This is a genomic window from Candidatus Erwinia dacicola (genome assembly GCF_001756855.1).
Classification (GTDB): Bacteria; Pseudomonadota; Gammaproteobacteria; order Enterobacterales; family Enterobacteriaceae; genus Erwinia; species Erwinia dacicola.
On record NZ_MAYS01000236.1, the window covers coordinates 1 to 7,714 of the forward strand.

General features: G+C 55.8%; 5 protein-coding genes and 1 tRNA gene. 2 read left to right on the forward strand and 4 right to left on the reverse strand.

Annotated features, from left to right (window positions below):
• From BBW68_RS20615 to rsgA, 4 genes are all read right to left on the reverse strand, one after another.
• The coding region (locus BBW68_RS20615; protein ID WP_148127584.1) for a helix-turn-helix domain-containing protein at window positions 1-124 on the reverse strand (124 nt) is incomplete at its 3' end.
• A gap of 399 nt (window positions 125-523) precedes the next feature.
• Window positions 524-3,859: a miniconductance mechanosensitive channel MscM gene (gene mscM, locus BBW68_RS07355; protein ID WP_070134630.1), complete on the reverse strand. Its 3,336-nt coding sequence runs from the start codon at window positions 3,857-3,859 to the stop codon at window positions 524-526.
• A 9-nt stretch (window positions 3,860-3,868) separates the two neighbouring features.
• On the reverse strand, window positions 3,869-4,768 hold the full coding sequence (gene asd / locus BBW68_RS07360; RefSeq protein ID WP_070134631.1) for an archaetidylserine decarboxylase: 900 nt from the start codon (window positions 4,766-4,768) through the stop codon (window positions 3,869-3,871).
• Between the two features lie 97 nt (window positions 4,769-4,865).
• Window positions 4,866-5,927 (reverse strand): small ribosomal subunit biogenesis GTPase RsgA, encoded by a 1,062-nt coding sequence (rsgA, locus tag BBW68_RS07365; protein ID WP_070134632.1) that lies wholly within the window; start codon window positions 5,925-5,927, stop codon window positions 4,866-4,868.
• 105 nt (window positions 5,928-6,032) lie between these two features.
• Here rsgA and orn point away from each other — a divergent pair, with 105 nt between their 5' ends.
• Both orn and BBW68_RS07375 read left to right on the forward strand, forming a co-directional pair.
• Window positions 6,033-6,578, forward strand: coding sequence for an oligoribonuclease (gene orn / locus BBW68_RS07370; protein WP_070134633.1), 546 nt, complete (start codon window positions 6,033-6,035; stop codon window positions 6,576-6,578).
• 165 nt (window positions 6,579-6,743) lie between these two features.
• Window positions 6,744-6,819 (forward strand) — tRNA-Gly (locus BBW68_RS07375).
• The last annotated feature ends 895 nt before the right edge of the window (window positions 6,820-7,714 follow it).

Below are 7,714 nucleotides of genomic sequence, written 5' to 3' on the forward strand. Positions count from 1 at the left end.
GTTCCCTGCTGATGGCAGACCGCGGGAGATCAAGCTCTCTGGCGATGGTAGCCAGTTTTACACCTTCACTACGCCGCTTTTCAATGTAGAACCGCTCTTTCTGAGTCAGATGTTTTCCCTGCATGCAACAGGCTCTCCAGTAAGACCAGAACGGAGATTTTATCCGGGTCTGGCCAGTGGGTCACTTTGTTGCGTTTCGAGTGGGAATGGGGCCACGGTTCTCGCGCTCCCCGCTAATTTTAAAGCGAACGGTACTGAGTACAGTTTTTAACCATCTAACTAGAAACTACCGAAATATGGTGTTGGTTTATTAGCAGTGATTTTCTGGGGATCCCTCAGCCGCAGCGGGGTGATGGAGGGGCCGGGCGCGCCGGCTGCCTGTACTCCCCGGCAGGGCGCGTCTTTTGTCGTTCTGGCGTGTTCAGGCCGATCTCTGAGCGGTTACCGCACGTTTAGCGATGGAAGTCGGGGATATTACAGGGGCAGCCCCGACAGCAAACCAGCAGCCGCTAAATTGAATAAATCACAATCCGCCTGACTTATAATTCCTCGCGGCCGGTGCGCCGTTGCTGGCCGGAGTTTTACGACCGATAGTCTCCATGCGCACTTGGAACGGTGGGAACGGCATCTCCAGCCCGTGTTCATGATAACCGCGCAGGATCAGCTGATGCAGCTCATGGCGCAGCGGCATGCGGTGCCCCATTTCAGCGGCGTGAATACGCAGCTCAAACACCTGAATCCCCTGCTGTAAATCTACCAAAAACGCTTCCGGCTGCGGCGTATCTAGCACGTATCTGCAGCGCTGTGCAGCGGTCAGCAGCACGTTGGTAACCTCTTCACTGTTGGCTTCTGCCGCGGCCGGAATGGTCAGCACTACGCGCGTCACCGGATCGGTCAGCGACCAGTTGATAAACTGCTCGGTGATGAAGGCCTTGTTCGGCACGATAATCTCTTTGCGGTCCCAGTCGGTAATCGTGGTCGCACGCGTGTTGATGCGCGTGATGCTGCCAGTGAGATCGCGGATAGTGACAGTATCACCGATGCGGATCGGTTTCTCAAACAGGATGATCAGGCCGGACATAAAGTTAGCGAAAATCTCCTGCATTCCAAAGCCCAGCCCAAGCGTCAATCCGGCCACCAGCCACTGTAGTTTTGACCAGTCGATACCAATCAGTGAGAAGCCGACCAGCCCGCCAATCAGGATCAGTAGATACTTGGTGATGGTGGTGATTGCATAGCCGGTACCCGGCGTCAGGCTGAGGTGCTGCAACAGCGCCAGCTCCAGCAGGGCTGGCATATTGCGTACCAGCTGGGTGGTGATAATCAACACCAGCACGGCGATCAGCAGCGCACCGAGGGTGATCGACTGCAGGTTCTCCCCCCCCTGCACGGTGGTGCTGACATCCCACAGACGGATGTTTTCGAGGAAGCCGAAGGCAGAGTGGATCTCCGACCACAGCACGATCACCGACACCAGCGCGATCAGCGTCAGGATCGAGCGCACCAGCCGCAGCGACTGCGCACTGATGGCATCAAGGTCGATCACCGGCTCCTCCACATCGATATTATCGGCGGCGGTCTGCTGCGCGGCCAGCTCCTCTTCACCGCGTGCACGCTGTGCCAGAATCTCAGCGCGGCGCTGACGGGCGCGATCAAAAGCGATGCGGCGGCGCTGGATCAGCATCCAGCGGCGAATAATGTGGTAAATCACCAGCAGCAAGAACCAGATCGCCACCGAGGTTTCCAGCCTAGCCAGCAGCGCCTGGGCGGTGGCCAGATAGCCGATGCAGGAAGCCAGCGCCGCCAGCAGCGGGATGGAAATCATCGAGTTCCACAGCACATTATTAATAAAGTTCTCGCCGTTACCCTCTTTATCTAGGTGCAGCGGAATGCCGGCGCGTTTCAGGCTGACGTTCACCAAGCTCAGCGCGCCACAAATCAGGATAAAGCACAGACGTCCGAGGGTGGCCGAGAATTCGCGATCTTCAAGGTTATCGAAGGCGATCAGCAGCATGATCAGCGGCACCACCAGCCCGATGCACAACGTGTAAAAGCGCATGGCACGCGCTGCGCGCGCCTGCGGCCAGCGGAAGTGAACGATAAACAGCCCCTGTGAGCGGGCGAAGCTGTTGCTGATCATAAATGCCCACAGCAGCGGCACGCTGGCGGTGACGCCATCGCCAATCGCTACGGCAATCGGATAGGGCCAAGCATGCTGTAAACCGTAGCCGAGCGCCGCCCACAGCACTGGCAGCGGCAATGCCACCAGAATTGACCAGAATACGGTACGCATCGTCAGGCTGAAATGGTCCTGCGTGACTTTGCCGACTTTGCTGGAGGCGCGTTCAAGGAAACGGCGGAAGTGGCGGCGCGAGCTGATGCTGAAGCCGACCAGCAGGAGAGCGCCGATGATCGGCAGCACGGTCTCACGGCTGGTGACCATCATCACCATCGCCCCGCCGAGCTGACCGAGGGTATCCAACGACAGCAGGCGTTGCAGATCGCGCGCCAAATCGAGCAAATAGCTGAAGTTCAGCGCGCTGACGTCGGCGGTCCAGAACAAGTAGCGGTGGGTGGCTTCTTTGACTTCGGTCAGCGCATCCACCAGCTGGCTGTTGCCCACTTTCAGCTTGGTGACTTCCAGAATCAGGTTATCGCAGCCGGAGAGCAGCGAGTTCAGCAGCTCGCGCTGGGTTTTCAGTTGCGCGCCGAGGATACGTTTCTGCTCGTTAGTCAGGTTACTGTTATCGTCCTGACGCAGCTGGCGCAGCGACTGCTGGCGCTCCAGCAGGTCTTCATAGTGCAGGCGCTGCACGCGCAGCTGGGCCATTTCACTGTCGAGCTGCTGCGGTTTGGGCATATCCGGCAGGCGTGATACCTGGGCACGCAGCGCTTCCCCCAGCACGTTCGAGACGCCGAGCCATTGTGACTGCTCACGGATGGTGCTCAGAGCTTGGCGCACCTGAATTGTCTGGTTGGCGGCGGTGCGCTGCTGCGAGGCGACCAGATCCATGCGCTGCGCCTGCTGGTTCAGCGCGGCGGAGAGCTCGCGGTTCACGCGAAACTGATCGCTGATACCTTTGGGTATGTCGCCGCTGTTTTCCGCCAGCTGCTCGGTGCGGGCCAGCGCGATTTCCGCTTCACGCTGGCGCAGGCCGTTGAGCTGATTGCGCAGGTCCTGCAGGTAAGCATCCAGCTCGACGGACTTGCGTTGGTGGATTTCCGCCCGCATGCGCGCCAGCTCCTGGCGATTGTTGGCTGATAGCTGCGCCAGTTCCAGCTCGTCAACGCGGGCCTTCTGCGCGGCGGATTCTGCCTGGCGCTGTGCCAGCTGAGCCTGGCCGAGCGGGGTGGTTGCGTCGGGCTGCCCCTGCAGGCGGCGTTCGATTTCATTCAGGGCGCGGCGCGCTTCGGTCTGCTGCTGCGGCAGCTGCGGCAGGGAGTCGCTGATTTCGCGCGCGCGGTCCTGCTCCTGCTGCGCGTGGCGGCTCTCTTCCAGCAGCTGGCTGCTGACCTCTAAGATTTCCTGATCGAGATCGGCCGCGCTCATATTGCTGCGCAGCGTTCGGCTGCTCTCGGTCAGATTGACGATTTGCTGGCGCAGTTCGCGTGAGAGTTTTGGGAAGTCATCGATAACCTGCAGGTAATCGTTTGAGCACTGAAGGGATTCTTCGCGCTCATCTAGCCAGTTAAGCGTGCCCTGCAGGACCGCAACAAGTTCCGCCTGATTCGCGGTGGTTTTGTCTGACTTTGCCTCATCAAGTTCCTGTTTGATCTGCGCGGTATCCGGTGAGCTGGCGGCATAAACCGGCTGGAGCAAGCTCCAGCCTAACAAAAGAGTGAGGATCAGGCGTGACATGGCGCTCTGCTATGGGTGATGGAGGACGTCTTCCGCACTCTCTTTCTGGAGTGCGATGGCCAGCGTCTCGCCGAGGCGGGTTTTGCTCTCTGCCGCTAGGCTTTCTGCCAGTTTCACTTTACCCGGGGCGAACAGGTTGATCACGGTGGAACCCAGCTTGAAGCGGCCCATCTCCTGGCCCTTCAGCAGCACCACGGCACCTTCTTCGTCGGCACCCGGCCAGCTCCAGCGTTTGATCACGCCTTCACGCGGCGGGGTCACGGTGCCTGACCAAGCGGTTTCAATGCTGCCGACAATGGTGGCGCCTACCAGAATCTGCACCATCGGGCCGAATTCAGTATCAAAGCGGCAGATGACGCGCTCATTACGGGCAAACAGGTTAGGAATGTTCTGCGTGGTCAGCGGATTCACCGAGTACAGATCGCCAGGGACGTAGATCATCTCGCGCAGGATACCGTTACACGGCATATGAACGCGGTGATAGTCGCGCGGAGCTAGGTAGATGGTGACGAACTCGCCGTTGCGGAACATATCGGTCATCGTGGCGTTTCCGGCCAGCAGTGCTTCCAGCGAATAGGTGTGGCCCTTCGCCTGGAAAATCTGGTCGCCGTGAATACGGCCTAGCTGGCTGATTACGCCATCAGCAGGCAGGATCAGCAGGTTTGGGTCAGTCTCAATCGGGCGGGCATCGTCACACAGCGGGCGCACGAAGAAATCGTTAAAAGTGCGATAGCTGGCGGTATCGGGTTTCTGCGCCTCTTTTACATCCACTTTGTAATACCAGACAAAAGCATCGATAACGGCTTTAGTCAGCCATCCTGCACGCTTGCTGGCACCCCAGCCTGCCAGTTCAGTCAGGGCTTTTTTAGGCAATACATTATTCAGGCCGAGTTTAATACGATCTAACATGTTAGCCTCCTAGCTTGGCAAGACACTCGATAAAAGGGGATAGATTGTAACAGCGCCTGCAGGATTAGGCTATTGCCTGCCTACGGGCGCTCACCGGTTACTCTTTATCCGTAGTGAAATTGCGGCGAGTTTTCGCCTGCACTTCAGACATCGTTTCCAGAATCAGGTGGTAGTTAACAAAACGCGATTCGTCGATTTCACCTTTTTCTACCGCTTCGCGGATGGTGCAGCCGGGGTCGGTGTCATGCTTACAGTCGCGGAACTTGCAGCCACCTAAATAGTCACGAAATTCGACAAATCCCTGGGTGATTTGTTCCTGCTTCAGATGCCATAAACCAAATTCACGCACGCCCGGGGAATCAATAACATCGCCGCCGTGCGGGAAGTGGTAAAGGCGTGACGCGGTGGTGGTGTGCTGGCCTAGGCCCGAGTTATCGGAGACGTCGTTAGTGAGGATCTCCGCGCTGCTCAGTTCCAGCCCCAGCAGCGCATTCAGCAGGCTGGATTTGCCCACGCCCGACTGACCGGCAAAGATGCTGATGCAGTCGGTGAGCGCGCTTTCCAGCTCCGTCAGGCCCTCTTTGCGATGGCTGGAGACCATCAGCACCTTGTAACCAATGTGGCGATAGATATCCATATGCTTGTCGACGAACTTTCGGCCATCCTCATCCAGCAGGTCGGTTTTGTTCAGCACTATCAGCGGCTCCACACCGAGAGTTTTGCAGGCCACCAGATAGCGGTCAATAATGTTCAGCGAAAGCTCGGGCAGAATGGCCGAGACCACCACGATCTGATCGATATTAGCGGCAATCGGTTTTACGCCGTCATAGAAGTCAGGACGAGTCAGCACCGAGGTGCGCTCATGCACGGCCTCGACAATGCCTTTGACTGTGGCTGCGCTTTCAACACCCGGGCGCCACAGCACGCGGTCCCCGGTCACCAGCGAACGAATAGTACGGCGGATATTGCAGCGGTGAACTGAACCATCCGCATCTTCCACATCGCAGTGCATACCAAAACGGCTGATCACCACGCCATCACGCGCTTCACCGAGCAGATTGTCATCTGGCTCGGGTTTATCAGCACGCTGCTTCAGGCGACGATCGTGGTTGGCACTCACGCGACGTTTCTGACCTTTGGATAGTTTGTTTTTAGTCACTGTTCCTCACACCATATTGGGCATATTTCGCCCTATCAGGGCAAAACGTCTATCATACATACACGCTAATTCTAAACAATGCCGCTCAACACCATGAGACCCGAAATGACTGCCAATGCTAACAACCTGATTTGGATTGACCTTGAGATGACCGGGCTAGACCCGGAGCAGGACCGGATTATTGAGATCGCCACGCTGGTGACCGATGCCGATCTGAACATCCTCGCGGAAGGCCCGGTATTTGCCGTGCATCAGTCCGACGCGCAGTTGGCGCTGATGGATGAGTGGAACGTCAATACCCATACCCACAGTGGCCTGGTGGAACGAGTCAAGGCCAGCCAGTACGATGACCGCGCAGCCGAACTGGCGACGATTGAGTTTCTTAAACAGTGGGTGCCGCACAACAGCTCGCCGATTTGCGGCAACAGCATCGGCCAGGATCGCCGCTTCCTGTTCAAATATATGCCGGAGCTGGAAGCTTACTTCCACTATCGCTATCTCGACGTCAGCACCCTAAAAGAGCTGGCGCGCCGCTGGAAGCCAGAGATCCTGCCAAGCTTTAAAAAGCAGGGTATCCACCAAGCGTTGGACGATATTCGCGAATCGGTGGCCGAGCTGGCGTATTACCGAGAACATTTTATTCAGCTTTAATCAGGCTATTTTCGCGCCAGATTGCCGATTAAAGTGGCATTGCGCTGATTTAATCGGCAGTCAGACGTTAAAGGTAAAAATTTTAGCGGCACAGGGTTGCGACAGGACAAAATCCTCGTATAATACTCGCCCTGTACCGGTGAGGAATTTACATTGCTACGCAAAGCGGGAATAGCTCAGTTGGTAGAGCACGACCTTGCCAAGGTCGGGGTCGCGAGTTCGAGTCTCGTTTCCCGCTCCAAAATTCAGTTCACAGACTTCGAGTTCACAGACTTCGCTTTGTAAGCCATTAAAGAAAGAGCCGCAAGGCCCCTTCTTTATTTCTGTTTTTCGTGAGATATAGGTGGTAAATCTCAGTCTGGCGAGGTCAATAAAACGCCCGCGCCGCCGCCGTCTGATAGCCCCCCTATTCTTTGCAGCAGCACCGCCGTTCTCTCCAGCAGAGAAGTGAAGTAGAGAGTGACACCACCTTCAGCTTCCCGCTTTCTTGTGCAATATTTGCCAGTAACAGCGCCGTACTTATCCACAGAGCCAGACGACGTGTGCTAGCTAATTTACCCTCTCTGAAACAATTTTCTAAACAGACTTATCCACAGCTTATGTTGCCGCACGCTTATCAGCTGAAATTAGCAAAATCTTACATGCTTTATATAACTCATTGATTTTAAGTTTATTATAATTATTTTAAAATATTACCCAGATCACTTGTGCTTTCTGTGACGCTTGAATGACAACGAGTTTTTATTTTTATTCACCGCATGTGGAAAAGATTTCGCGTCTGTAATATTCACCGTGTTGCGCAATTAAGCATCACTCGGTAATCCTTTTTCGACCACCCGCACCAGACGTTTTTGCTGGCTGCTCTACACTTCAATCGCATTTTCATCTCTGCGCGCCAGCATGCTGGATATCGCCCAGCGAATATGCTCATCCAGCATGCTGTTTTCACCCAACCGCGCTTACAGCGCTGACAGGTGGGCTTAATGGTTAGGAGATTGAATCGCCTCTTCTGAGAGCGCCCAACCATGAATGTCAGAACGAACTATCCCTTTGATGCGGCGGTCGTGCGTAGGTTTAAGTATGAAAATGCAGTTTTTGTCGTGTTTTTAACCGGAAAGCTATTTTTCAGGCGTACT